General features: G+C 71.2%; 21 protein-coding genes and 1 pseudogene. 13 read left to right on the top strand and 9 right to left on the bottom strand.

Going from position 1 to position 24,070, the window contains the following annotated elements:
- Window positions 1–112: 112 nt before the first annotated feature.
- The gene (locus JGS39_RS28605) at window positions 113–676 is read left to right on the top strand and encodes a sigma-70 family RNA polymerase sigma factor (RefSeq protein WP_219572489.1); all 564 of its coding nucleotides are present in this window, start codon (window positions 113–115) and stop codon (window positions 674–676) included.
- A complete protein-coding gene (locus tag JGS39_RS28600) occupies window positions 673–1,617 on the top strand; it encodes a hypothetical protein (RefSeq protein ID WP_219572488.1) in 945 nt (314 codons plus the stop codon). Before JGS39_RS28605 ends, JGS39_RS28600 begins: the two co-directional genes overlap by 4 nt.
- A 70-nt stretch (window positions 1,618–1,687) precedes the next feature.
- On the opposite strand, the gene JGS39_RS28595 is transcribed toward JGS39_RS28600, so the two are convergent.
- The 3 genes from JGS39_RS28595 to JGS39_RS28585 form a co-directional block, all read right to left on the bottom strand.
- Window positions 1,688–2,134, bottom strand: coding sequence for a DoxX family protein (locus JGS39_RS28595; RefSeq protein WP_219572491.1), 447 nt, complete (start codon window positions 2,132–2,134; stop codon window positions 1,688–1,690).
- A 19-nt stretch (window positions 2,135–2,153) separates the two neighbouring features.
- Window positions 2,154–3,911, bottom strand: a complete 1,758-nt coding sequence (locus tag JGS39_RS28590; protein ID WP_219572486.1) for a discoidin domain-containing protein — start codon at window positions 3,909–3,911, stop codon at window positions 2,154–2,156.
- Window positions 3,912–4,026: 115 nt separating this feature from the next.
- A complete protein-coding gene (locus JGS39_RS28585) occupies window positions 4,027–5,139 on the bottom strand; it encodes a DUF1996 domain-containing protein (protein ID WP_219572485.1) in 1,113 nt (370 codons plus the stop codon).
- A gap of 403 nt (window positions 5,140–5,542) precedes the next feature.
- On the opposite strand from JGS39_RS28585, the gene JGS39_RS28580 reads away from it, so the two are divergent.
- Window positions 5,543–5,782, top strand: a complete 240-nt coding sequence (locus JGS39_RS28580; RefSeq protein WP_236063719.1) for a hypothetical protein — start codon at window positions 5,543–5,545, stop codon at window positions 5,780–5,782.
- 27 nt (window positions 5,783–5,809) lie between these two features.
- Here JGS39_RS28580 and JGS39_RS28575 read toward each other — a convergent pair whose 3' ends face one another.
- The 4 genes from JGS39_RS28575 to JGS39_RS28560 all read right to left on the bottom strand — a co-directional run bounded on the left by JGS39_RS28575 (window position 5,810) and on the right by JGS39_RS28560 (window position 11,054).
- A complete protein-coding gene (locus JGS39_RS28575) occupies window positions 5,810–6,661 on the bottom strand; it encodes an EamA family transporter (RefSeq protein WP_219572484.1) in 852 nt (283 codons plus the stop codon).
- 19 nt (window positions 6,662–6,680) lie between these two features.
- Window positions 6,681–7,448, bottom strand: coding sequence for a hypothetical protein (locus tag JGS39_RS28570; protein WP_219572483.1), 768 nt, complete (start codon window positions 7,446–7,448; stop codon window positions 6,681–6,683).
- Between the two features lie 41 nt (window positions 7,449–7,489).
- A complete protein-coding gene (locus JGS39_RS28565; protein ID WP_219572481.1) occupies window positions 7,490–9,142 on the bottom strand; it encodes a penicillin-binding transpeptidase domain-containing protein in 1,653 nt (550 codons plus the stop codon).
- A gap of 133 nt (window positions 9,143–9,275) precedes the next feature.
- Window positions 9,276–11,054, bottom strand: coding sequence for a dolichyl-phosphate-mannose--protein mannosyltransferase (locus JGS39_RS28560; RefSeq protein WP_219572480.1), 1,779 nt, complete (start codon window positions 11,052–11,054; stop codon window positions 9,276–9,278).
- A gap of 53 nt (window positions 11,055–11,107) precedes the next feature.
- Between JGS39_RS28560 and rsmI the strand changes: the two genes are divergently transcribed.
- The 6 genes from rsmI to JGS39_RS28530 all read left to right on the top strand — a co-directional run bounded on the left by rsmI (window position 11,108) and on the right by JGS39_RS28530 (window position 16,808).
- Entirely contained in the window at window positions 11,108–12,004 is an 897-nt protein-coding gene (gene rsmI / locus JGS39_RS28555) for a 16S rRNA (cytidine(1402)-2'-O)-methyltransferase (RefSeq protein ID WP_219572479.1), read from the top strand.
- Window positions 12,005–12,163: 159 nt separating this feature from the next.
- Window positions 12,164–12,544, top strand: a complete 381-nt coding sequence (locus JGS39_RS28550) for a hypothetical protein (RefSeq protein ID WP_219572478.1) — start codon at window positions 12,164–12,166, stop codon at window positions 12,542–12,544.
- A gap of 48 nt (window positions 12,545–12,592) precedes the next feature.
- A complete protein-coding gene (locus JGS39_RS28545) occupies window positions 12,593–13,459 on the top strand; it encodes a TatD family hydrolase (RefSeq protein ID WP_219572476.1) in 867 nt (288 codons plus the stop codon).
- A 114-nt stretch (window positions 13,460–13,573) separates the two neighbouring features.
- A complete protein-coding gene (locus JGS39_RS28540; protein WP_308120760.1) occupies window positions 13,574–14,815 on the top strand; it encodes a resuscitation-promoting factor in 1,242 nt (413 codons plus the stop codon).
- A gap of 218 nt (window positions 14,816–15,033) precedes the next feature.
- Window positions 15,034–15,906, top strand: coding sequence for a 16S rRNA (adenine(1518)-N(6)/adenine(1519)-N(6))-dimethyltransferase RsmA (gene rsmA, locus JGS39_RS28535; RefSeq protein WP_219572475.1), 873 nt, complete (start codon window positions 15,034–15,036; stop codon window positions 15,904–15,906).
- Window positions 15,903–16,808, top strand: coding sequence for a 4-(cytidine 5'-diphospho)-2-C-methyl-D-erythritol kinase (locus JGS39_RS28530; protein WP_219572474.1), 906 nt, complete (start codon window positions 15,903–15,905; stop codon window positions 16,806–16,808). The genes rsmA and JGS39_RS28530 overlap by 4 nt, the downstream gene beginning before the upstream one ends.
- Here the strand turns inward: JGS39_RS28530 and JGS39_RS28525 are convergent.
- Both JGS39_RS28525 and JGS39_RS28520 read right to left on the bottom strand, forming a co-directional pair.
- Window positions 16,796–16,930 (bottom strand): type II toxin-antitoxin system YoeB family toxin, encoded by a 135-nt coding sequence (locus JGS39_RS28525; protein ID WP_219572473.1) that lies wholly within the window; start codon window positions 16,928–16,930, stop codon window positions 16,796–16,798. The genes JGS39_RS28530 and JGS39_RS28525 overlap by 13 nt on opposite strands.
- Before the next feature lie 33 nt (window positions 16,931–16,963).
- Window positions 16,964–17,614 (bottom strand): lipoprotein, encoded by a 651-nt coding sequence (locus JGS39_RS28520; RefSeq protein WP_219572472.1) that lies wholly within the window; start codon window positions 17,612–17,614, stop codon window positions 16,964–16,966.
- 194 nt (window positions 17,615–17,808) lie between these two features.
- Here JGS39_RS28520 and JGS39_RS28515 point away from each other — a divergent pair, with 194 nt between their 5' ends.
- From JGS39_RS28515 to JGS39_RS28500, 4 genes and pseudogenes are all read left to right on the top strand, one after another.
- Entirely contained in the window at window positions 17,809–19,629 is a 1,821-nt protein-coding gene (locus tag JGS39_RS28515) for an ABC-F family ATP-binding cassette domain-containing protein (protein ID WP_219572471.1), read from the top strand.
- Between the two features lie 172 nt (window positions 19,630–19,801).
- Complete coding sequence (locus tag JGS39_RS28510) at window positions 19,802–21,547, top strand: outer membrane protein assembly factor BamB family protein (protein ID WP_219572470.1); 1,746 nt, start codon at window positions 19,802–19,804, stop codon at window positions 21,545–21,547.
- Between the two features lie 251 nt (window positions 21,548–21,798).
- On the top strand, window positions 21,799–23,670 hold the full coding sequence (locus JGS39_RS28505; protein ID WP_219572469.1) for an outer membrane protein assembly factor BamB family protein: 1,872 nt from the start codon (window positions 21,799–21,801) through the stop codon (window positions 23,668–23,670).
- Window positions 23,671–23,782: 112 nt separating this feature from the next.
- A pseudogene (locus JGS39_RS28500) lies at window positions 23,783–24,070 on the top strand (outer membrane protein assembly factor BamB family protein); the annotation flags it as partial.

Below are 24,070 nucleotides of genomic sequence, written 5' to 3'. Positions count from 1 at the left end.
GCACAAGGGCGCGGCGATTCGCGCGCACCGGGGCCCGCCCGCGAACGCTCGCCCCGCCCTTGTGCAAGTACGGGGTGAGACCGCCGCCCGGCGGACTCGGACAGGAGACTTCATGGACCCGGACGAGGATCTGCTGGCTCGCTCCGCACGCGAGCCGACGGCCTTCGAGCCGCTGGTCGCCCGGCACTCCCCGGCCCTGCACGGTTACCTCGTGCGCCGCGCCCCGGCAGTCGCCGACGACCTGCTCTCCGAGGTGTGGCTCCAGGCGTACTCCAACCGCAAGACGTTCGACGTCGCGCGCGGCTCCGCCAGGGGCTGGCTGTTCGGGGTCGCCAGGAACGTACTGTCCCGGCACCGGCAGGCCGTGGCACGCGCCGCCGCCCGCGCACAGCAGCACCCCGACGCCACGACAACCGACCCGTGGCAGGCCGTCGATCAGCGCCTGGACGCGTCTGCCGTCGGCCCGGAGCTGCGCAGGAGGCTCGCCGAACTTCCGGAGGAAGAGCGTGAGTTGCTGCTGCTGGTGGCGTGGGAGCAGCTGACCCCCGCAGAGGCCGCCGCCGCCGTCGGCGTACCCGCCGGCACCGCCCGCTCCCGTCTGCACCGGGCCCGCGCCCGGCTGCGCGACGGACTTACCAGAACCACCCGTACGACCCTGACGGGAGACTTCGCATGACGCACGAGGACCAGCACACGGACGTTCTCGACTTCCCCGGTGCGGCCGCCCTGCAGCGCGCCGGCCGTACCGAACCTCTCGACCCGGCCGTCCAGGCCCGGGCCCGCTCCCTGGTCCTGGGGGCCATCGCGGCGGACGCCGCGGAGACCGTCCCGGCCGCCGTCGTCAAGCCTCGCTTCGGCCGGGGCCGGGTGTTCGCCCTCGCCGCTGCGGTCGCGGCCATCGCGGTGGGTGCCGCCGTCCTCCCGGTCACCGACATGGGCGGCAGCGGACCGGCGGCCGGCGCGTCGGCGGCCGAGGTGTTCACGAGCATGGCCGAGCACACCACCCTCACCGACGCGTACGACGCGCAGACGCTGACCGAGGCGTACTGGAAGACGAGGGTGCGGAGTTGGGTGGAGGGCGGCAAGGGCAACACCGCGGACATCTACCAGAGCCGCACCAAGACCGTCATCAAGGTCGCCAACCAAAAAACCACCGTCAAGTCCCATCCCGAGGGCTTCAGCTGGCAGGTCGGCGACGGCCAGGTGGCCTGGCAGGACATCAACACCCTCCCTACCCGGCCGAACGCCCTGCGCGGCGTCCTCTCGGCCGGCGCCAAGGGGTCCGCCGCCGAGCAGACCGTCCGCCAGGCCGGTGTGCTGCTGACCCGGGCCCCCGTCTCACCGCGTCTGCGCGCGGCGCTGTACCGCGTGCTTGCCGACACGCCGGGCGCCGTGGTGACGGAAGGGGTGAAGGACGGGGTCGGCCGTACCGGAACCCAGATCTCCTGGAAGTGGACCGAGAAGTACCCCGCCCACAGCGACCACAACCCGAACTGGATCGTCAGGCCGTCCGACGGCCGGCTCCTTGAAGTCAACTCCATGCCAGGGGGCCAGGACGGCCACATCGTCCAGCGCGCAACGTACCTGAGCGCGGGCCCGGCGAAGACCACAGGCTGATCCCCGGAACGCCGACCGGCCCCCCGGAGGCAGTCCCGGGAGGCCGGTCGGCGTGGGTGTGTCCGTCCCCTCAGACGGGCACACCCAGGGGCTGTTCCTGCTGCGGCCGCGTACCCTCCCGGGTGGCTCCGCGGAAGACGGGCAGCCGGTCCGCGGCCACCACACCCGGACCGGTGAACACGAGCAGGAGCAGGGTCCAGCAGAAGAAGACCGCCGCCTCGCCGCCGTTCTGCATCGGCAGCAGGCCTGTCTGCTGGTGTACGTCGAAGTACGCGAACGCCATGGAGCCGGAGCCCAGACACGCGGCCGTTCTCGTACCGAGGCCGAGCGTCACCAGGATGCCGCCGGCCAGTTGGATGACGGCCGCGTACCACCCCGGCCAGGTGCCGGCGGAGAGCATCGGCCTGCCGAGCACGCCGAAGAGCGACGCGACTCCGTGACAGGTGAAGAGCAGTCCGACGACGATCCGGAACAGGCTGAGCGCGTACGGCTGAGCCCGCCCGAGGCGCGTGACCATCATGAGTGCCAGCCTCCTGTCAGCTGTAGACGCCGAACTCGTACAGCGAGTAGCCGTAACCGGAGCCGCGGGCCGTGCCGTTGATCCGCACGTAGCGGCCCGTGCCGTCGACGTCGATGTCGTCGATGTCGCCGTTGCCGTCCGTCACCGACTTCACCGTCGTCCAGCTCTGCCCGTCCTCGGACGTCTGGATGTCGTACGCCTTGCCGAACGCCGGGTCCCAGGCGAGCTGGACGTGCTTGAAGCTCGTCGAGGCGCCGAGGTCGACCTGGACCCACTGCGGGTCGCTCCAGTCACTGGCCCAGCGGGTGTCGAACTTGCCGTCCACCGCGTTGGCCGCGCCGCACGGGCAGCCGCCCGTCGGGTCGGTCTGGAAGGAGGACGCGGTGGCGGCCTTGCCCTGGGACACGTTCGTCCCGTCCACCTTCGGCGGGATCACCTTGACCGACTTGGTCTCGATGCCCACGTTGCCCTTGCCGTCCGTGGCCTTCACGTAGGCCTTGTATACACCGGTCCTGCTCGGCGCCTTCGCGGTCAGCGTGCCGTCGCCGTTGTCCTTGGTCTCGGCGGGGACCAGTGCCTTGTTCTGGTCGATGTAGTTGCTGCTGAACAGGACCTGGTAGGTGATCGCGTCACCGTCCGGGTCGCTGGTGTGCGTGCTGATCCTCACGTCGCTGCCGGTGGGGACGCCGGTGGTGGCGCCCTCCACCGCCATGTCCGTGATCACCGGCGGGGTGTTGTCGCCCGAGGTGTCGGCGCCGTACGCCTTCTTCACGGCGTAGTACGAAAGGCGCTTCTCGCCGCCGGGCAGCAGGTTGAACCACACGCCGCCGAAGTCGTCCTCGACGCCGTAGTGGAACACCGTGGCGCCGAGCGCGACCCCGGTGTGCCCGGTGATGCAGCCCCACGCCTTCTCGTACCCCTCGGCCTTGGCCACATCGGTGGGCTCGGTCGGGACGCCGTTCGCGTCGTCGTCGACCTCCCACTCACCGGCCGGGCCCGTCTCGGTGACGATGTAGGGCTTGTCGTAACCGCCCTGCTCCCAGTCGGACTTGATGTTGCAGACCGCGTTGTAGGCGTTGACCGCGTACAGGTCGAGGTCCGGGGCGTTCTTCTTGTAGTAGGGCCAGGCGCCGGTCCAGGCGTCGGTCGAGGTCACGGGGTGGTTGGGGTCGACCTCGTGGATCTTCTTCGCGACGTCGTTGACGAAGGTCGTGTACGCGTTGCGCTGGGCCTCCAGTTCGTCACCGCCGTAACAGTTCTGCAGGCCGAGCGTCGACTCGTTGCCGACGTTCCACATGAGCACGCCGGGGTTGTCCTTGTAGGTGTCGACCCACTTCGGGAACTCGGCGAGCATGTCGTTCTTGTACTGGGTGTCCGTCAGGTAGTTGACGCAGCCACCGCTGCCGGGGCCGCCGCCGGGCTGGAGCCAGAAGCCGGCGATCACCTTGATGCCGTTGGCCGCAGCCGTGTCGAAGAGCGGCTTGCTGGTGGCGTCGGTGCCCCAGGTGCGGATGGTGTTGACGCCCATCGACTTCACGTCGGGCATGTACTTCTCGGCGTCGGCGACCGAGGGGCCCCAGGTCAGTCCCTTGACCGTATACGGCGAACCGTCCACGCTCAGCGCCCAGTTCCCCTGGGATCCGGTGACCTTGACGACGCTGCCGGCCGCCTGGGCGGCGGGTGCCTGGACGGCGAGCAGGCCGCCGCCCAGCACAGCCGCCGCCGCGAGTGGCGCCACCAGGCGCCTGGCCCGGCGGGTGGGGGGATGGTGCATCTTCATGCTCCTTGCGAGTGGGGGAGAGGTGACGTGAATGATCTTGGAGAGCGCTCTCCGTGAGGGGCCGAAAAAAGGGCCCCTCGTTTTGTGGGGGGAGGTGCGGTGGTGCGGGCTACGGCAGTTCGTAGTTCTCGTCGAGCACGGCACCCTGGCCCGGGTGGTTCTCGTCGTAGCCGTGCGGGTCGCACTGCAGGCCGCCCTTGATGCAGTGCGTGACCATCGCGTCGAGCGTCGCGGCGTCCCACCCGTTCATGAAGTCGTAGTGGAAGGAGTAGCCGGTGCCGCTCGCCAGTCTCACGTTCGACATGTCGCCGTTGACCGGCCAGGCCATCTTGAACTCGATCATCGGCAGCGCGACGGGGTGGTCGGCCGGGCAGGAGTTGTAGTTGGCTCCCCCCGCCACCGGGTAGGCCATGTGGCTCTTGTGGTCCGGCGTGTCCAGGTGGATGCCGTCCCAGCAACTGGGCGCCTGGAGACGCAGGTTGAGCTGGACGTCCTGACGGTCGGGGCAGGTCGCGGGGAAGTTGTAGTTCTTGAAGCTGTCGCCGCACTCCCAGCCCTCGACGGTGCCCTTGAGGTTCTTGAACTCCTCCTGCGTCTGCATCGGGCTGCCGACGACGTACCGCAGGCCCTTCGGGAAGGGCCGCACGCTGCGGTAGTCGGTGACGCCCGACTTGTAGTAGATGGTCTGGACGCCCTGGGGGAGGATCTTGGTGTCCCCGTCGAACAGGCTCGGCATCCAGTAGCCGGACTTGTCGCCGGGGGCCAGGCACGTGGTGTCGCCCGTCTCCAGCGAGGCGGTGGTGGTGTTCGCGTTCGTGGTGGTGTTGCCCATGAACGTGTGGTCGTGGGACTTGCCTGGCTGCCCCGGGTAGACGATCGGGTCGTCCGGAGCGGTGTGCGTCGGGGCGCACTTGGCCTGGAACTCGTGGAAGTACGCCGGCGGCGGGACCTCCGTCGAGGGCGTGACCCCGGTGACCGGCGGGTCGGCCATGATGTAGCCGTCGCCGTCCGGGTCGTCGCCCGAGGCCCGGGTGGACGCCGGCATGCCGGGCATCCCGGGCATGGAGTACGCGGCTTTGTGCGCGGTGTGCGCGCCCGCCGCCGCGGCCGGTGCCTCGGGTGAGGCGTTCGCTGTCGCCGCGATGCCGGCGATCCCTGCCGTGGTCAGGGTCAGCGAGGTGAACAAGAGCAGTCCGGTGAGGGTTCTCGACCTCCGTGGCATGGAGACCTCCTGCTGCGTCGTGGGGGTCGTGCATGGAGTTGGGAGAGCGCTCTCCCAACTCGGAGTGTTCCGCTCCTGACAAGAGCGTGTCAATAGTTGGTTAAGGATGACCGCAGTGCGCCGAGAGGGCGGAACGCGGCGTACCGGCGGTGGAGTTGCCCGGTGACCTGCGAGGAGCTTCGCGCGGTCTTCCGCTCGCGTGCGACAGGAACCTGTGTGCCGGGCGGGCGGGCGCACACGGGCCGGAGCAGGCCCCGGCCATCGACCGGTCGCGGCAGAGGCCCGGCGGGGGACTTCCGGCTCAGCCCCTGGAGCCGTTCCGAAACCCGGTGGATCAGCCGTGGAGCGCGCGGCACAATCCGGCGGGGAACCGTGGCGAGGGGGGCTTGTCGAGGGAGCGGTGGTGCCGCTGGACAGCGGGGTCTGGGGCTACCTCGCCCATCCGGGCGAGACCTCGCCGATGCCGGTGAGCGGAGGGCTTCCGGAGGGTGTTCTGCGCGACGACTACTCGCTGCCGCCACGCCCCTGGTGTGCGCTGACACCCCACCGCCACGCCTTCGACCACGCCCTGGTCAGGCTGCCCGCGGTGCGTGGTCCCGTACTGAGCAGGTACCGCGCGGGTTACGGCCGGCGGCGCGAGTGAGCCGCGTGGTTCCCTCGTGCACCGCTCTCAACTCGTGTGCAGCATCAGCCCGATGCCGACCACCATCAGCCCGGCCGCCGCGATGCGCGGGGTGCCGAAGCGTTCCTTGAAGAACACCGCGCCGATCGCCGCGCCGACGATGATCGACGACTCCCGCAGGGCCGCCACCGGGGCGAGCGCCGCGCGGGTCTGCGCCCACAGGACGAGTCCGTACGCCGTCACCGACAGGGCCGCGCCCAGCAGGCCGCGTACCGCATGGGGGCGGAGCTGGCCCGGGAGCGCGGAGCGGCGCCGGTGGAGGGCGTAGAGGGGGATGGCGAGGCCTTCGAGGATCATCAGCCAGGCGACGTAACCGAGCGAACTGCCCGAGGCGCGCACGCCGACGCCGTCGACCGTGGTGTATCCGGCGATGGCCAGACCCGTGGCGAGCGCGGCCACGATCGCTGGCCAGTGGGGGCGTTTGCCGGTGCCGCGGATGCCCCAGAGGGCCAGCCCGACCAGCCCCGCGGAGGCGACCGCGACGCCCGCCGTCGCCCAGCCGTCCGGGCGCTCGCCGACGAAGACGGCGGCGAGGACGGTGACCACGAGCGGCGCCGTGCCGCGCGCGATCGGATACATCTGGCCGAAGTCGCCGAGCGTGAACGACCGCATGAGCAACAGCATGTAGGCCACGTGCAGGGCGGCGGACACCAGCAGGTACGGCCAGGCCTCCGCCGCCGGGAACGGGACGAAGCAGGCGGCGGCCGCGCCGATCAGCACACCGCCCCCGGATATCAGGGTGAAGGAGAGCAACTGGTCCTTGATCGCGTGTGCGAGGGCGTTCCAGGCGGCGTGGGTGAAGGCGGCCGTCAGGACGGCCATGGCGACGAGCGGTGTCACTTGGTACCCGGGATTCCGTTCAGCGGGGGCGGCGGCCGGTGAGGGCCTGCCAGCGTGTTTGGGCCGCGTCGAGTTCCTGGCGGGCCTGCGGGATGCGGGGGTCGCCGCCCTGGCGGGCGGTGACCTCTTCGAGCCGGCGTGCCGCCTCGGCCGGTCCGGCGGCGCTGCTGCGCAGGCGTCGCAGTTCGGCCCCGGTCTCCTTGATGAGCGCGGGCCGGTCCCGCTGGAAGGCCTTGTCGCGGGCGATGGCGTTCTGGACGTCGAGGACGAATCTGCGGACGTACTCCTCGGCCAGCTCCGCCTGCGGGTAGCTCAGCAGATACCGGCGTCCGTCCGGGCCGGTCAGGTAGACGTGGGATTCCCACTCGGAGTGGTCGGCGCGGATGGACGTCTCGTGCAACGGCAGCTGGATGTCGCCGCTCCAGTCGTCGGTGCCGCTCGCCACAAGGATGTGCTCGTACAGGCTGAGGTCCCGGATCTCGGTCCGGAACCCGCCGCGGCCCGGCTCGCGCAGGCGGGCGAGCTCCTCCTCGGTTCTGCGTACCTCGCGCCGGTGGGCGGAGTCGGCCTTGCGGGCGGCGTTCTGCGCGCCGGACAGCTCCCACCGCGCCGCGTGTTCCAGGGTGCTCAGCGCTTTCCGCGCGTTGTCGAGGTCGTGGCGCGCGGCGGAGTACGCGCCGCCGAACGCGAACTTCCAGCCTCCCGGGTAGCGGTGGAGCTGCCGGCCGGCCGCGCCCGCGGCGATGACGACGGCCAGGAGGAGCAGCAGGGGCAGTCCGGCGATCATGGTGTTCCTTCTCCCTGTCGTACGGTCACGGCGTCGTGCGGTCAGGGCCCGGCGAGCAGGACCTCGGCGACGACCGGACCGGCCGCGTCCCCGCCGTGGCCGCCGGACTGGACGAGTGCCGCGGCCGCGAGGTCGTTGCTGTATCCGGTGAACCAGCTGTCGGACGTGGCCTGACCGCCGATCTCCGACGAGCCCGTCTTGCCGCCCTTGTCGCCGCCCACGCTCGCCATCGCCTTGGTGGCAGTGCCCTCGGGGCTCGTGGCGGTGTACGTCAGCATTTCCCTGAGCTGGTCCGACACGCCCCCGGGCAGCGGGCTCGCGGTGGCGAACTTCCGGTTGTCCAGGGTCTGCGGGACGATGAAGGGCTGCAGGAACCGGCCCTTGACGGCGGTCGCGGTGATGGACGCCATGTTCAGCGGGTTCATCTGGATCTTGCCCTGGCCGATGAACGAGGCGGCGGTCTCCGCGCCCTCGGAGGGCGGCACCTTGCCGTCCCACGTGGTGACGCCGGTCTGCCAGACCTGGCCGATCCCGAAGTACCGCGAGGCCTCGTCACCGAGCGCCGTGTCCCGCTTGCCGCTGCCCAGCGGCAGGACCGGCTTGATGAACGTGGTGTTGCAGGACTTCGCGAAGGCCCTCTTCAGGGTGGCGTTCGGCAGCGAGAAGTCCTCCAGATTGTGGAAGGTCCGGCCCTCCCAGGGCACCGTGGACGGGCACTCGACCGGCGAGTTCGCGCTGCCGAGACCGTTCTGGATGATCATCGCGGCCGTCACGATCTTCATCGTCGAGCCGGGTGCCACCTTGGCCCAGCGGGCCGACTCGAAGCCGTTCGCCGGGTTGTTGGCGATGGCCCGGATCGCGCCGGACGACGGCTCGACGGCCGCGACGGACGACTTGTCGTACTTCTTCACGGCCTTCTCGGCCGCCGCCTGGATTCCCGCGTCCAGCGTGGTCGGAACCCGGCCCGTCTTTCCCTTGACCAGGGTCAGCAGCGTCTTGTCCACGCCGTCGGCGTTCGCGCTGTTGATCCAGGTCTCGATGCCCGTGGTGCCGCCGGCCTTCTGGCCGTACTTCTTGCGCAGCTCGTCCAGGATGCCGCCCAGTGACGGGTACTTCTCCTTGGTGAGCACGTTGCCGTTGCGGTCGACGGCCTCGATCGACGCGGTCTTCGACTCACCGGTCTCCAGCGACTCGCCCTTGCCCAGCTCCGGATGGATCACGGACGGGTCCCAGTCGACGAGCGGGCGGCCCGTGGTCAGTCCGCGTACGACGGTGAGCTCGGAGGCGTACGTCCAGGGCTTCGTCCGCCCCTCGTAGGAGACCGTCGCCCTGACCGTGTACGGCACCTTCGAGCCGGTCGCCGGGCCCGGCGTGATCACGGCCCCGGTGACATGGGCCGATTCGCTGTAGCCGGCCAGCGTGGGCTCGGCATCGCCCTTGTTGTTGGTGAGTTCGGCCGCGGCGGTCGCCTCGCCCTTCGCCCATGCGGCGAGGAACGCCTTCGACGTCTCGGCTATCTCGTCCTCGGTGACGGGGCCCGTCTTCACCTCGGACGAGGTGGCCTTGGTGTCCGAACCGCCCCCGACCCCGCTGTCGCCGAGCCCGTCCAGGACGTTGTACGCCCCGTAGCCCACGCCGCCGACCACGACGGCGAACACCCCGCCGACCACGGCTACCTTCACTCCACTGCGCATCCCTGCAGTCCCCCTCCCCAGGAGGCCCCCTTGAACATGTTCAAGGGGGCTTTTCCGGGCACTTTACGGGACTGTCGTGACAGCGGAGCCGGTTGTTATCGGAATGCGATCCGGTGCAGTATGCACAGACCGGTCAAATCCAGGTATCCAGCCACATGCGATCCCGCCAGGAATCCTCCGGAATCGGCGTCCCCGTATACAGCGGCCAGAAGTAGATGAAATTCCAGATGATCAGCAGGACCAGTACGCCGGCCGCGACGGCCCCCACGGTCCGGCGCCGTTCACCTGACGGATCTCCCTTCGCCAGGCCCAGTTCGTGTTTCTCCCCGGTGCCCGCCGCCGGGCCCAGCATCGCGCCGATCATCATCGCGACCGCCAGACAGAGGAAGGGCACGAACACGACCGCGTAGAAAAGAAAAATGGTGCGTTCCTGGTACAGGAACCACGGCACCCACCCCGCAGCCACGCCACAGGCGATCGCGCCCGCCCGCCAGTCGCGGCGGAAGAACCAGCGCCACAGCACGTACACCAGGGCGAAGCACGCGGCCCACCACAGCAGGGGCGTACCGAGCGCCAGCACCTCGCGCGCGCACTTGCCGGTCGACGACTGGACGCAGCCGTTCTGCTCCTCGTAGAAGTACGAGACCGGCCGGCCCAGCACGATCCAGCTCCACGGATTGGACTGGTAGGTGTGACCGGACGTCAGGTTCACATGGAACTCGTAGACCTGGTTCTCGTAGTGCCACAGGCTGCGCAGCCAGTCCGGCAGCCAGGTCCAGTTGCCGCCCTTGCCGTCGGTCGCCGCCCAGTCCCGGTAGTAGCCGTGCCGGTCCGGGTCGTCGTGGATGATCCAGCCGGTCCACGAGGCGAGGTAGGTGAGCACCGCGACCGGCACCGTGGAGACGAACGCCGGTACCAGGTCCCGCTTCAGCACCGCCTTGTACGGCTGCACCGCGCCCGCTGTCCGCCGCGCCCCCACGTCCCACAACACCGTCATCAGGCCGAACGCGACCATGATGTACAGCCCGTTCCACTTGGTGGCGAAGGCCAGACCCAGCGAGATACCTGCCGCGATCCGCCACGGACGCCAGCCGAGCCGCAGCCCCTCCGCGACCCCGGCGTCCGGCCGCAGCACGCCGTCCTCGTCGACGGGCAGCGCGGCGGCGAGCTTGCGCCTGGCCCAGTCCCGGTCGATCAGCAGACAGCCGAACGAGGCCAGCACGAAGAACATCAGCACCAGGTCGAGCAGCGCGGTGCGGCTCATCACGAAGTGCAGCCCGTCCACCGCGAGCAGCGCGCCCGCCAGACAGCCCAGGAACGTCGAGCGGAACAGCCTGCGGCCGATCCGGCACAGCATCAGGACCGACAGCGTGCCGAGCACGGCGACCATGAACCGCCAGCCGAACGGCGTGAAACCGAAGAGCTGCTCACCGATCCCGATGATCCACTTGCCGACCGGCGGGTGCACCACATAACCGGGATCGGTCGGGACCGGCACCTGCGACGGGTCGTTGAGGATCAGCTTGTCGACGTCCTTGGGCCACGAGCCCTCGTAGCCCTGCTGGACGAGCGCCCAGGAGTCCTTGGCGTAGTACGTCTCATCGAATATCACCGCGTGCGGGCTGCCCAGGTTCCAGAACCGCAGCACCCCGGCGACCGCCGCGACCAGCAGCGGGCCGCCCCAGGCCGACCAGCGCACCAGCCGCTCCGCGACCGGCGGGGGCACCGCGAGCACCGCCCACACCTGGCCTCCGGGGCGGGTGTACGGCGGAATCAGCCGCTCCCGCAGCCCGATGCCGGGGCGCGGGAAATGGCCGAAGCGGCGCAGCCGCTGCTGCCAGGAAGTCGGCTCCGGGCCGTGCTGTTCCCCGGCGTCTTGGCCGCGGTGGGCTTCGGGCGCAGTACTCGTCACCGCGCCATCGTAGGGAACGCATCTGTGCGAGTGCTGTCGCCCGTGCTGGGAGGATGGACGTTGTGACTGGAACGACTGGAACGCTGGTACTCGCAGGGACCCCCATCGGTGATGTGGCGGACGCCCCGCCACGCCTCGCCGCAGAACTGGAGACGGCCGATGTCGTCGCCGCGGAGGACACCCGCCGGCTCCGCCGGCTGACCCAGGCGCTGGGCATCCACACGACGGGGCGTGTCGTCTCCTATTTCGAGGGCAACGAGACCGCCCGTACGCCCGAACTCGTCGAGGCGCTGCTGGGCGGCGCCCGGGTGCTGCTCGTCACGGACGCGGGGATGCCGTCCGTGTCCGACCCCGGCTACCGGCTGGTCGCCGCGGCCGTGGAGAAGGACATCAAGGTCACGGCCGTGCCGGGCCCGTCGGCGGTGCTCACCGCGCTCGCACTGTCCGCGCTGCCGGTGGACCGGTTCTGCTTCGAGGGCTTCCTGCCGCGCAAGGCCGGTGAGCGCCTCGGCAAGCTCCGCGAGGTCGCCGGCGAGCGCCGCACCATGGTGTTCTTCGAGGCCCCGCACCGGCTCGACGACACCCTCGCGGCCATGGCCGAGGTCTTCGGCGCCGACCGGCGCGCCGCGGTGTGCCGCGAGCTGACCAAGACGTACGAGGAAGTGAAGCGCGGCCCGCTGGGCGAGCTCGCCGTCTGGGCCGCCGAAGGCGTACGCGGCGAGATCACCGTCGTCGTCGAGGGCGCGGCCGACTCCGGGGCCGAGGAACTGGACGCCGAGGAGCTGGTGCGCAGGGTGCAGGTGCGCGAGGAGGCGGGGGAGCGGCGCAAGGAGGCGATCGCCGCCGTCGCCGCCTCGGCGGGGCTGCCCAAACGCGAGGTGTTCGACGCGGTCGTCGCAGCAAAGAATGCGGCTCGGACCGGCCCGGCGGAGGGTAAAGGACTATCGTGAAAAGCAAAGCGCGAGCCGCGTTCCGGGCCTTTTTGCCACGAGAAGGCCAAAACCGCTCCAACACTCGACAGGGCCTGGTGCGCTCCCGCCGGTAAAGGCGTCCACTGGATCCAGGACGCATTCTCCGGAGTGCTTGTCCGGCGGACAAGAGGAGCAGGCATGAGCGAGATCGCAGCAACCACCGTGCACGAGGCGTATGCCTTCGCCTGCATGAGGTGTGGATACGGCTGGGAACAGGCCTACGAAATAGAGCACCACGTCGACGCCTCGAACCACGCATTCGTGGTCTACAAGGCGGACGGTGAACGTGTGCCGTCGCCGCTTTCCACTCCGACCTGCACGAATTGCGGCGGGCACGTCGTACGGATCATGCGGGCCGGCCGCGTCTCCACGGTGCAGCAGCTGCTCCAGAACCGCCGGCCGGCCGCCGACGCGGACGCCGGTGCCGAGCCGAGGGAGGCCGTGGCCGCCACCGCCGCCCCCGCCGGTGACCACCACTGGCACCTCTCCGACCTGCTCCATCCCTTCCACCGCAGGTGACACCGGCGCGGTGACGTTCGCGGCCACGGTCCTCGTACGATCGTGGCCATGAGCCGTACCGAAGCCCCGCCGCTGCCCGAGCCCCTCCGGGTGCCGGTCGCCGATTCGCACACCCACCTGGACATGCAGGACGGCACCGTCGAGGAGGGCCTGGCCCGGGCCGCCGCGGTGAACGTGACGACCGTGATCCAGGTGGGCTGCGACGTGAAGGGCTCGCGCTGGGCGGCCGAGACCGCGGCCGCGCACGCGAGTGTGTACGCCGCCGTCGCACTGCACCCCAACGAGGCGCCGCGCATCGTGCACGGCGACCCGGACAACTGGTCGCGGCAGGGCGCGCGCGAGGGCGGCGGGACGGCCGCGCTCCATGAGGCGCTCGCCGAGATCGACGCGCTGGCCGCGCTGGACCACGTACGCGGCGTCGGCGAGACCGGACTCGACTACTTCAGGACCGGCCCCGAAGGCATGGCGGCCCAGGAGGAATCGTTCCGGGCCCACATCGAGATCGCGAAACGGCACGGCAAGGCGCTCGTCATCCACGATCGCGAGGCGCACGCCGATGTGCTGCGCATCCTGGCCGACGCGGGCGCCCCCGAGCGGACCGTCTTCCACTGCTACTCCGGCGACGCCGACATGGCCCGGATCTGCGCGGACGCCGGGTACTTCATGTCCTTCGCGGGCAACATGACGTTCAAGAACGCCCAGCCGCTGCGTGACGCACTGGCCGTGGCACCGGCCGAACTGGTCCTGGTCGAGACCGACGCGCCCTTCCTCACCCCCGCCCCGTACCGCGGACGGCCCAACGCCCCGTACCTGATTCCGGTCACGCTGCGCGCCATGGCGGCGGTCAGGGGCGTCGACGAGGACACCCTGGCGTCGGCGATCGCCGACAACACGGCGCGCGCCTTCGACTACTGACGGGCCTTTCGCGACGGTGCGTAGTCGCGCCGCTTTGGAGAGTCACGCCCGCTCGGCTATCGTCCCGGGCGCCAAGAGTGAGCCGGGCGGTACGGACCTTCTGGAGCGAGCGTCGTGAGCAATTCGCAGGGCAGCCACCGGGCAGGACGCGGCAGAGGGCGTACGTCGCCGGCCGGGACGCGCGGCCCCGCCACCGTCGTCGTGCCGGGCCCGTCCCCCGTGCCGCCGCACACCGTCGTCGTGCCGGGCCCGTCCCCCGTGCCGCCGCACGAGCAGCTGACGCTCGCCGCCTGGCCCCGGCGCACCCCGACCATCGTGGACATGCCGACCGGGCGCACCGCGACCGCGACCGGCGCCCCGGGCCGCACCGCGCAGGCCGCCGGGGGCCCGCACGGCCCGGACCGCACCGCGCAGGCCGCCACCGTCACCGCGCTCACCGTGCCGGCCCCGGGCGGCAGGTCCGGGGCGCGGCGGGGTGCGCGGCGGAGGCGGGCGGCCGTCCGGCCCGAGCAGCTGCGCCGCCTGGTGCCGCAGGCCCTCGTGGTCGCGTTCCTGGCGGGCGGGACGACCGCGTTCGTCACCGAGGACAAGGCGGTGACGCTGGACATCGACGGGCAGCCCCGCACCCTGCACACCTTCGCGGACGACGTCGGCGAACTCCTCGCCGAACAGGGCGTCGACACCGACGACGGCACCGCGGTGTCCCCGGCCCCCGGTACCCGCCTCGGCGACGGCGACGTGATCACGGTCGGCGGCCCGCGCCCGGTGACGCTCACGCTCGACGGGGTGCGGCGCCGGGTCTGGACCTCCGAGCCCACCGTCGGCGCCGCGCTGCGCCGGCTCGGCGTGCGGGCCGACGGGGCCTACCTCTCCGTCTCCCGGGCCGCACCGATCGGGCGCACCGGGCTGACACTGGAAGTACGTACCGAGCGCACCGTCACCGTGATGGCCGACGGCCGCGAGCACACCGTCCGCACCAACGCCGCCACCGTCCGCGAGGCCGTCGCCCGGGCCGGCGTCGTCCTGCACGGCGAGGACACCACGTCCGTGGCCCCGGAGAGCTTCCCCCGTGAGGGCCAGACCGTCTCCGTGCTCCGGATCGCGACGACCCGGGTGGTGCGCGAGGAGCTGCTGCCGTACGCCGTGGAACGGTCCGGGGACGGGACCCTGGCCGCCGGCACCGAAAGGGTCGTACGGGAGGGCCGGGACGGGTCGCGCCGGGTCATGTACGCCCTGCGGACCGTCAACGGCGTCCGGCAGAAGCCCAGGGTGCTGGCCGCCGAAGTCGTACGGGAACCGGTCAGCCAGGTCGTGAAGGCCGGTACCGGGCCCCGCACGGCAGGTACGGGCGGCTAAGGGCTGTCATTTGGATCATGCGGGTCTCTCGTGCCCCGGCACGTACTCCCCCGAGGTCCCGGCTTCTCTCGACCAGGGGCCCCTCCCGCGTTGTCGTCGTGCGCCCGTGCTCCGCGGTGGCTCCCTCCTCCGCCTCGCAGCCGCACGCACCTGTCCCCGCTCCCTGGTCCGGCCTGTTCCGGACGAACGGCCCTGGCGACAGCCCGTAGGCTTAACAGGTGAGCACCACAGAGCCCGACGCCCTCCTGGGCCCCGCAGAGATCCGCGAGCTGGCCGCGACGCTGGGCGTACGCCCCACGAAGCAGCGCGGTCAGAACTTCGTCATCGACGCCAACACGGTCCGCCGGATCGTGCGCACCGCGGAGGTCCGCCCGGACGACGTGGTGGTGGAGGTCGGACCCGGTCTGGGCTCGCTGACCCTGGCGCTGCTGGAGGCGGCCGACCGGGTCGTCGCCGTCGAGATCGACGACGTGCTGGCTGCCGCCCTGCCGGCCACGGTCGCCGCCCGGATGCCGGAGCGCGCCGGCCGCTTCGCCCTCGTCCACTCGGACGCGATGCTGGTACGGGAACTGCCGGGCCCGCCGCCGACCGCGCTGGTCGCCAACCTTCCGTACAACGTCGCCGTGCCCGTGCTGCTCACGATGCTCGACCGCTTCCCCAGCATCGAGCGGACCCTGGTCATGGTGCAGGCCGAGGTCGCCGACCGGCTGGCCGCCAGGCCCGGCAACAAGGTCTACGGCGTGCCGTCGGTGAAGGCCAACTGGTACACCGACGTGAAGCGCGCCGGTTCCATCGGCCGCAAGGTGTTCTGGCCCGCGCCCAACGTCGACTCGGGCCTGGTGTCGCTGGTCCGCCGCACCGAGCCCGTCGCGACCACGGCGAGCAAGGCCGAGGTCTTCGCGGTCGTCGACGCCGCCTTCGCCCAGCGCCGCAAGACGCTGCGGGCGGCCCTGTCCGGCTGGGCGGGCTCCGCGCCCGCCGCCGAAGCGGCCCTGGTCGCGGCCGGCATCTCGCCGCAGGCCCGCGGCGAGGCCCTCACGGTCGAGGAGTTCGCCGCCATCGCCGAGAACAAGCCGGAGCCCACCGCATGAGCGCGAGCGTCACCGTCCGGGTGCCCGCCAAGGTCAACGTGCAGCTCGCGGTCGGGGCCGCGCGCCCCGACGGGTTCCACGACCTCGCCAACGTCTTCCTCGCCGTCGGCCTGTACGACGAGGTCACCGTCACCCCCGCCGACGGACTGAGTGTCACCTGCTCGGGTCCGGGCGCCGCCCAGGTGCCGCTCGACGTCTCCAACCTCGCCGCCCGCGCCGCGGCGGCGCTGGCCGGGCGGTACGGCATCGCGCCCGATGTACGCATCCACATCGCCAAGGACATCCCCGTCGCGGGCGGCATGGCCGGCGGCAGCGCGGACGCGGCCGGTGCGCTGCTGGCGTGCGACGCCCTCTGGTCCACCGGCGCCTCCCGCGAGGAGCTCCTGGAGATCTGCGCCGAACTGGGCAGCGACGTGCCGTTCAGCCTGGTCGGCGGGGCGGCCCTCGGGGTCGGCCGCGGCGAGCAGCTCACCCCCGTCGAGGTCGGCGGCACCTTCCACTGGGTCTTCGCGGTCGCCGACGGCGGCCTCTCCACCCCGGCCGTCTACCGCGAGTTCGACCGGCTCACGGAGGGCACGCACGTGCCCGAACCCGTCGTGTCCGCCCGGCTGCTGGACGCGCTGCGGACCGGCGACACCGGTGCGCTCGCCGGAGTCCTCAGCAACGACCTCCAGGCCCCGGCGCTGTCGCTGCGGCCCTCGCTGGCCCACACCCTGGCCGCGGGCACCGTCGCGGGCGCACGGGCCGCGCTGGTCTCGGGCTCCGGGCCGACCACCGCGTTCCTCACCGATGACGAGGCGTCGGCCCGCGCCATCGCCGACGCGCTGACGGCCTCGGGGACCTGCCGCACCGCCCGGATCGCGTCGTCCCCGGCGCCGGGGGCGACGATTCAGCGGCCGTAGTGGTAGCGGCAGGAGGCGATCCGCACCTCGTCCGCGGCCACGCGGTACGCGGGGCGGTGTTCGTCGCCGATCCTCCGCGACCAGTACCCGCGGAACCGTACGGGTGAGTGTGCGTACAGCACTCCGGCGAGGGCAACGGGGAAACGTGTACGGCCTCAGCCGAGCCGCACGCTCCGCTTCGCCAGCTCGAAGGCCGGCAGCATCCCCTTGTGCTCCGCCGCGTCCAGTCCACCCAGATGCACCACGACCGGCCCGTCCGGGGTGGCGACGGCGAAGGCCCGGTTCGGGCGCGACTCGTCCAGGAGATCGTCGTGGATCGTGTAGCGGGCCTCGGTCACGGACAGCTTCCCCACCGTGGTCTGCGTGTACGTGATCTTCGAGGGATTGGTGTCGGCCTTCACGAAGCCCTCCAGGGCCTGGCGTGCCGTGCTCCCCTTGTCGTCGCCCCGCCACACCCGGAGGAACCCGATGTGCCCGGCGGGCTTCGCGTCGATCTCGCAGGCCAGGGTGACCGGGCCCTGGATGCCGAGCTCGGCGAAGTCCGAGCCCGGCTCGCCGGCGACCACGGCCTCCGCCGTCCAGTGCTGCGCCGTGTCGAGGACGACGGGCAGCTTGCACACGGAGCCGGAGCCCCCGACCGTGCCGCCCTTGGCCGCGGCCGCGTCCGCCGTCGTCTCCGTCTTCGACGGGGCGCCGCCCGGCTTCGTGTCCGTCCTGACGCTGTCGCCGGACCCCGACGAGCAGCCGGTCAGCGCCACGGCTGCCAGCAGGAGGGGCGCGAGCCCGCGAACCGTACGTCGTGCCATGAAGTTCCCACCCCGGGTGTCGCCCGGGGACCGGCCCCGGGCCTTGATCAATGCGGGCAAGGTACCGCACAGGGGTGTCCGCGAGAGCGCGGTCCCCGGCACCGCCCCGCACAGGTGAGCGGGCGCTCGTAAGGAGCCCGGCGCCATGGCGACTACGCTGAAGGTCAGTGTTTCTCCTTCGAGCTGGAGCGTTTGTGGCCGTCAACCTCGTCAATGTCGAGCAGGTCAGCAAGGTGTACGGCACCCGTGCGCTGCTCGACGGTGTGTCCCTCGGCGTGTCCGAAGGGGACCGGATCGGTGTCGTCGGCCGTAACGGAGACGGAAAGACGACTCTCATCCGGATGCTCGCCAAGCTGGAGGAGGCGGACACCGGCCGGGTCACCCACAACGGCGGACTGCGCCTCGGTGTCCTGACCCAGCACGATTCGCTGGACCCGAAGGCCACGATCCGCCACGAGGTCATCGGCGATCTCGCCGACCACGAGTGGGCGGGCAGCGCCAAGATCCGTGACGTCCTGACCGGGCTCTTCGGCGGTCTCGACCTGGCCGGCTTCGAGCAGGGCCTGGACACCGTCATCGCCCCGCTCTCCGGCGGTGAGCGCCGGCGGATCGCGCTGGCCAAGCTCCTGATCGCCGAGCAGGACCTGATCGTCCTCGACGAGCCGACCAACCACCTCGACGTCGAGGGCATCTCCTGGCTGGCCGGGCATCTGCGCGCCCGCCGCTCGGCACTGGTCTGCGTCACCCACGACCGGTGGTTCCTCGACCAGGTCTGCACCCGCATGTGGGACGTCCAGCGCGGCACGGTCCACGAGTACGAGGGCGGCTACAGCGACTACGTCTTCGCCCGGGCCGAACGCGAGCGGATCGCCGCGACCGAAGAGGGCAAGCGGCAGAACCTGATGCGCAAGGAGCTGGCCTGGCTGCGGCGCGGCGCCCCCGCCCGTACGTCCAAGCCGCGCTACCGCATCGAGGCCGCCAACGAACTGATCGCCGATGTGCCGCCGCCGCGCGACACCAGCGCGCTGATGAAGTTCGCCAACGCCCGGCTCGGCAAGACCGTCTTCGAGCTGGAGGACGTCACCGTCCAGGCCGGCCCCAAGACGCTGCTGACCCACCTCACCTGGCAGCTCGGCCCCGGCGACCGGATCGGCCTGGTCGGGGTCAACGGCGCCGGAAAGACCTCGCTGCTGCGGGCGCTGGAGCAGGCGGCCCGTACGCAGGGCGAGGCACAGCCCGCGGACGGGAAGATCGTCGTCGGCAAGACCGTCAAGCTGGCCTACCTCTCCCAGGAGGTCGCGGAGCTCAACCCGAACCTGCGGGTGCTGGAGGCCGTGCAGCAGGTGCGCGACCGGGTCGACCTCGGCAAGGGCCGGGAGATGACCGCGGGCCAGCTCTGCGAGCAGTTCGGCTTCTCGAAGGAGAAGCAGTGGACGCCGGTCGGCGACCTGTCGGGCGGTGAGCGCCGCAGGCTGCAGATCCTGCGGCTGCTGATGGACGAGCCGAACGTCCTCTTCCTCGACGAGCCCACCAACGACCTCGACATCGAGACCCTGACCCAGCTGGAGGACCTCCTCGACGGCTGGCCCGGATCGATGATCGTGATCTCGCACGACCGGTTCTTCATCGAGCGGACCACGGACAAGGTGCTGGCGCTCCTCGGCGACAAGTCGCTGCGGATGCTGCCGCGCGGCATCGACGAGTACCTGGAACGCAGGCTGCAGATGGCCGGGACCGCCACTCCGGCCGCCGCACCCTCCTCGTCCTCCCGGGCCGCCGCAGCCCCGGCGCCGGGTGTCTCGCCGCAGGAGGCGCGGGCGGCGAAGAAGGAGCTCCAGAAGGTCGAGCGGCAGCTCGACAAGATGTCGACCCGTGAGACGACGCTGCACGCCCAGATCGCCGACAACGCCACGGACTTCGAGAAGGTCGCGAAGCTCGACGCGGAACTGCGCGAACTCGTCGCGGAACGCGATGTGCTGGAGATGCGCTGGCTGGAACTGGCCGAGGACGCCTGACCGTCCGTCGTTCCGGGGGGCCTTGCTGCGTGGCCGGTACAACTGCCGTTACCGGTGTGGCCGATGAGGCCTGTGGGGCGGGTGGTAGAAAGAAACCTTGCCCGGCGCACCGGCCGGGCCGCGTCGCAGCACAGGCACCAACGGAACGACAACGGAACAGGGGGACGGGCCGATGAGCCAGCCGCCCGGACAGCAGCCGCCGCAGGGTGGGTTCGGATCTCCTTACGACCCGCCGCCCGGGTCGTATCCGCCACCGGCCGCCCCGCAGCAGCCGGCCGGCCCGTACGGTGCTCAGCAGCCCGGCCCGTACAACCAGCCCGGTCCGTACGGCACACAGCCGGGTCCGTACACCCAGCCCGGCCCGTACGGCCTGCCCACGCAGGGCTACGGGTACCCGCCGCAGCCGGCACCGCAGCCGCCGCAGTCCGGCGGGCCCGGGGGCGGCGGGCGTCTCCGTGGCAGGACCGGAGTGATCGTCGCCGCGGTGCTCGGGGTGGTGCTCCTGGCCGGTGGCGGCATCTGGCTCGCCTTCGACGGGGACGGCAAGGGCAAGAAGCCCACGGCCGGCGGCCACGACTCGGGGCAGCCGAATCCCTCGCCCTCGCCGACCCTGGACCAGGGCGACGGCAAGGGTGACGGCGACGACGACGGCACGCGCACCCCCCGCGAGGAGACCGCCGAGATCAACGCGGAGCGCAAGCCCGGCGAGGCGAAGCTCCTCTGGCTCCAGAAGAGCGGCATCGACCTCCCGGAGGGCGGCGAGGACGTCTACGGCCCCTGGTTCGCCGGCGACACCGTCGTCACGGCGATGTACCACACCATCACGGGCTATTCGATCGCCGACGGCAGGCGCAAGTGGACCCTGCGGCTGCCCGCCAACGCCTGCGCGGCGCCCACACAGCCCACTGCCGACGGCAAGATGGTCCTGGGCATCGAGCACAGCACCGCGAGCGACGCGTCCTGCGACAACCTCCAGATGGTCGACCTCACGACGGGCAAGCTCGGCTGGCGCAAGGCGTACGTGCGCGACGGCGCCTGGGACGGGCTCTCCGACCTCGCGATGGCGATCAACGGCGACACCGTGACCGTGGGGCGCACCAGCAGGACCGACGCCTTCCGGGTCAGCGACGGCAAGGTGCTGTTCGGGAAGCTGCCCGGCAACTGTCAGCCGTTCGGCTTCGCCAGCGGCCCCGTGGCGATCGCCGCGGCGAGCTGCCAGACCGCCGCGGACGACCACAAGGAACACCAGGTGCAGCGGATCGACCCCGCCACCGGCAAGGTCCAGTGGACGTACAAGGTGAAGAAGGGCTGGCAGGTCGAGCAGATCTACTCCGCCGACCCCATCGTGGTCTCGCTCACGCAGGGGGAGACGAAGGACAAGTGGGGTGTCCTCGTGCTCAACGCCGACGGCACCTACCGAACCCAGCTCTCCGGCGGACCGGGCAACTTCGCGCGCAAGTGCGACAAGGACCGGCGCGTCCAGGGTTCCAACCTCGACAGCTGCGTCGGGATGGCTGCCGGGGCCGACACGTTCTACATGGCGACCGGGGCCGTCGACCTCAAGGCCGGCGAGGGCAACAAGGTCGCCGCCTTCGACCTGTCCACCGGCAAGTTCAAGTGGGCGGTCACCTCTCCGGTCGACCAGCCGCTCGCTCCCGTGCGAACGGACGGCGGCAAGCTGCTGATGTACCTCGAGCCGGCCAAGAACAAGGGCGGCGGCATCGCCTCCGTCCCGTCCACCGGCGGTGACTGGCAGATGGTGCTGCGGCATCCGGCGGCGGCCACCCTCGTCGAACGCGCCTTCTTCGAACCGACCGTCTCCTACGTGGGCGGGCGAAGCTTCCTCACGTATTCGAGGATCAGCGGCTCGGACGACGAGGAGATCGAGACGCGGTCCATCGCGGCCTTCGGCAACTGACAGCCGTTCAGGCGTAACGGCGGCATCACGGGGCGGTTCTCCCTTGGGAACAGGGGTGGACCGAACCGGAGCCGGCGCCGGGCCGGGTGGTACAAAGAAGCCCCGCTCGACTGACGTAACACTGCGGGATCCATGCCCGATTCGCTCCATTTCGCTGGTAATCCGCGGAGTCTTCGCCGACTTCCGGGGCTCCGGCGCGATCGCGGGGGAGTCCGGACCGGGTACCGGACCGCATGAAGGGGGACGCGCTGATGACCCAGCCGCCCAGCCAGCAACCGCCGCAGGGAGGCTTCGGCGCTCCGCAGGATCCGCCGCAGGGAGTTCCTCAGCAGCCCCAGGGCCCGCCGCAGACTCCGCCGCCCGCGCAGCCGCCCCAGGCACCGGCCGGCGGGCCGGGTTACGGCTACCCCCAACAGCCGCCCCAGGCACCGGGTCAGCCGGCGCAGGCCGGTTACGGCCACCCCCAGCAGCCCGGTCCGTACGCCCAGCAGCCCGGCCCCTACGGCCAGCCGCAGCAGCCGGGCCCGTACGCGCAGCAGCAGCCGGGCCCGTACGCGCAGCAGCAGCCCGGCCCGTACGGTCAGCCGCAGCAGCCCGGTTACGGCTATCCGCAGCAGCAGTACCCCGGCGCGCCGACCGCCGCCGGTCCGGCCGGACCCGGTGGCGGCAGCCCCTTCAAGGGCAAGCCCGCCGTGATCATCGGGGCCGCGGTCGCCGCGCTCCTGGTCATCGGCAGCGCCGTCTTCCTGCTGGCGGGCAAGGACGACGACGAGAAGAAGCCCGTGGCGAAGAAGAGTGGTGAGGTCCAGAAGCCGACCACGTCGCCCACCGTCGACGAGGGCGACGGCGACGGAACCGGTCGTGAGGGCAGCGACGACCTGAACGGCGGGCGCAAGCCCGGCGAGGCGAAGGTCCTCTGGCTCCAGAAGAACGACGTCGACCTGCCGCGCAACGGCGCGGACGTGTACGGGCCGTGGATCGTCGGCGACACCATCGTCAAGGGCATGTACCGCACGGTCTCCGGCTACTCGGTGGCCGACGGCAAGCAGAAGTGGACGCTGAAGCTGCCCGCGGACATCTGTGCCGCACCGGCGCAGACCACCACGGACGGCAGGATCGTCATCGGGGTCAAGAACGGCACGTCCGACAAGGCCGACTGCTCCGACCTCCAGCTGATCGACCTCAACACCGGCAAGACGGGCTGGAAGAAGCCGGTCAAGAGCAGCGGGCTCTTCGACCTGATGTCGGACATCTCCCTCGCCATCAGCGGCGACACCGTGACGGTCGGCCGCACCGGCGCCTCCAACGCGTTCCGGGTGAGCGACGGCAAGGAACTGTTCGGCAAGCGCTCCGGCATCTGCCAGCCGTTCGCCTTCGCGGGCGGCTCCAAGCTGATCGCCGCCACCAGCTGCCGCACCGACGACGTCGACAATCCGCAGCACGAGATCGAGGAGATCGATCCGGGCACCGGCAAGCCCAGGTGGACCCACAAGCTCGCACGCGGCGTGGAGGTCGACAAGGTCTACTCGGTGGACCCGCTCGTCGTGTCGCTGACCAAGGGCAGCGGCGACAGCAAGAAGTGGAGCATCGTCGCGTTCCGGCAGAACGGCACGCTCCGCTCCCAGATCACCAGCGACAAGGGTGACAAGTTCGCCCCGGACTGCGGTGGCGGGTTCGCCGTCTTCGGCCAGCGTCTCGACGGCTGCACCGGTGTCGCGGCCGACGCCAACACCTTCTACATGGCGACGCAGGACGACACCAGCGGCACCGGCCGCACCAACCAGGTCGTCGCCTTCAACCTGAACACCGGCAGGACGAAGTGGAAGGCGAAGGCCCCGGCCGAGCAGACCATGAAGCCGCTGCGGATGGAGGGCGCCGACGTGCTCCTCTACGTGGACGCCGGGTACAACAAGGGCGGCGGGATCGCCACCCTGTCCCCCGCCGGCGGCAGTCCGAGGATGGTGCTCCAGCACCCGGCTTCGACGGCACAGATCGAGAGCTCCTTCTGGGACGAGGAGGTGCTCTACGCGGGCGGCCGTTCGTTCATCACGAGCGGGCGGATCAGTGCGAGCAACGACGAAAAGGAACTTGAGACGAAGACCATGATGGCCTTCGGCAAGTAGCAGCTCCCCACGGCACCCGCAGGAACACCACCGGTCGCGGACGGCGGCAGATCCGTCCGCGACCGGTTCCGGCCCACCGACCGACTTCCCTTCTCCAGAGGTACGCAACGCCATGACGCAGCCGCCCCAGCCGCCGCCCAACGACCCGCCCCAGGGCGGGTTCGGCGCGCCCCAGGACCCGCCGCCCGGTGGTTTCGGCGCACCGCAGGACCCGCCCCCCGGTGGTTTCGGCGCCCCGACGCCGCCGCCCGCCGACCCGTTCGGCAAGCAGCCGGCCACCCCGCCGCCCCCGGCGCCGGGCGGCTACGGCACCCCGCCGCCCGGCGCCGGGGGCGGCGGGGTGGCCGGCTGCTTGCCGAACGGGTCGGCGGGCGGCGGCGTCGGGGCGCCGAAACCACCG

This window comes from Streptomyces poriferorum, from assembly GCF_019399235.1.
GTDB classification, from domain to species: domain Bacteria; phylum Actinomycetota; class Actinomycetes; order Streptomycetales; family Streptomycetaceae; genus Streptomyces; species Streptomyces poriferorum.
Note: the sequence above shows the minus strand (reverse complement) of the source record. Positions and strands in the feature narration are given on the sequence as shown.

What these genes read in the sequence shown, in the direction of transcription:
- JGS39_RS28605 (WP_219572489.1), top strand. Translation starts at nt 113, where the DNA reads ATGGACCCGGACGAGGATCTGCTGGCTCGCTCCGCACGCGAGCCGACG.
- JGS39_RS28600 (WP_219572488.1), top strand. Translation starts at nt 673, where the DNA reads ATGACGCACGAGGACCAGCACACGGACGTTCTCGACTTCCCCGGTGCG.
- JGS39_RS28595 (WP_219572491.1), bottom strand. Translation starts at nt 2,134, where the DNA reads ATGGTCACGCGCCTCGGGCGGGCTCAGCCGTACGCGCTCAGCCTGTTC.
- JGS39_RS28590 (WP_219572486.1), bottom strand. Translation starts at nt 3,911, where the DNA reads ATGCACCATCCCCCCACCCGCCGGGCCAGGCGCCTGGTGGCGCCACTC.
- JGS39_RS28585 (WP_219572485.1), bottom strand. Translation starts at nt 5,139, where the DNA reads ATGCCACGGAGGTCGAGAACCCTCACCGGACTGCTCTTGTTCACCTCG.
- JGS39_RS28570 (WP_219572483.1), bottom strand. Translation starts at nt 7,448, where the DNA reads ATGATCGCCGGACTGCCCCTGCTGCTCCTCCTGGCCGTCGTCATCGCC.
- JGS39_RS28565 (WP_219572481.1), bottom strand. Translation starts at nt 9,142, where the DNA reads ATGCGCAGTGGAGTGAAGGTAGCCGTGGTCGGCGGGGTGTTCGCCGTC.
- rsmI (WP_219572479.1), top strand. Translation starts at nt 11,108, where the DNA reads ATGGACGTTGTGACTGGAACGACTGGAACGCTGGTACTCGCAGGGACC.
- JGS39_RS28550 (WP_219572478.1), top strand. Translation starts at nt 12,164, where the DNA reads ATGAGCGAGATCGCAGCAACCACCGTGCACGAGGCGTATGCCTTCGCC.
- JGS39_RS28545 (WP_219572476.1), top strand. Translation starts at nt 12,593, where the DNA reads ATGAGCCGTACCGAAGCCCCGCCGCTGCCCGAGCCCCTCCGGGTGCCG.
- JGS39_RS28530 (WP_219572474.1), top strand. Translation starts at nt 15,903, where the DNA reads ATGAGCGCGAGCGTCACCGTCCGGGTGCCCGCCAAGGTCAACGTGCAG.
- JGS39_RS28520 (WP_219572472.1), bottom strand. Translation starts at nt 17,614, where the DNA reads ATGGCACGACGTACGGTTCGCGGGCTCGCGCCCCTCCTGCTGGCAGCC.
- JGS39_RS28510 (WP_219572470.1), top strand. Translation starts at nt 19,802, where the DNA reads ATGAGCCAGCCGCCCGGACAGCAGCCGCCGCAGGGTGGGTTCGGATCT.
- JGS39_RS28505 (WP_219572469.1), top strand. Translation starts at nt 21,799, where the DNA reads ATGACCCAGCCGCCCAGCCAGCAACCGCCGCAGGGAGGCTTCGGCGCT.